The organism is Shewanella sp. SR44-3 (assembly GCF_014163735.1).
GTDB lineage: Bacteria > Pseudomonadota > Gammaproteobacteria > Enterobacterales > Shewanellaceae > Shewanella.
Genome location: NZ_JACJDV010000115.1, coordinates 1 through 450 on the forward strand (window position 1 = coordinate 1; position 450 = coordinate 450).

Annotated in this window: 1 tRNA gene and 1 rRNA gene; both read right to left on the reverse strand. The window is 44.9% G+C overall.

The window, feature by feature from the left end:
- Positions 1-130 precede the first annotated feature (130 nt).
- Positions 131-207, reverse strand: a tRNA-Ile gene (locus H5073_RS18050).
- 149 nt (positions 208-356) lie between these two features.
- Positions 357-450, reverse strand: a 16S ribosomal RNA gene (locus tag H5073_RS18055); the annotation flags it as partial.

Here is a 450-nt window from a genome sequence, read left to right on the forward strand (position 1 = left end):
TACATACAGTCGAGAATATACGAGTACCTTCTAAGAAGGTGTTATACCAAATATTTTCTTACCAAGGCGGTAAGTGGCGACGTTTAGTTCACTAAACGAGTCACTTTCCAACGCAGGAAAGGAAAAATTTTGGTGGGTCAGAGTGGACTTGAACCACCGACCTCACCCTTATCAGGGGTGCGCTCTAACCAGCTGAGCTACAGACCCATTTATACTTGCATCTTATTTATCGCATATCGCAGTAAACAAGAGTACGTCGTCTAAATAGAGACGCATATTCTCTTTCTTTCTATCAAGTAATCTGTGTGAACACTCAAGGTGATTGCTCACTTTCAGGTATGAGTTAGTCGTATAGGTAAGGAGGTGATCCAGCCCCAGGTTCCCCTAGGGCTACCTTGTTACGACTTCACCCCAGTCATGAACCACAAAGTGGTGAGCGTCCTCCCGAAG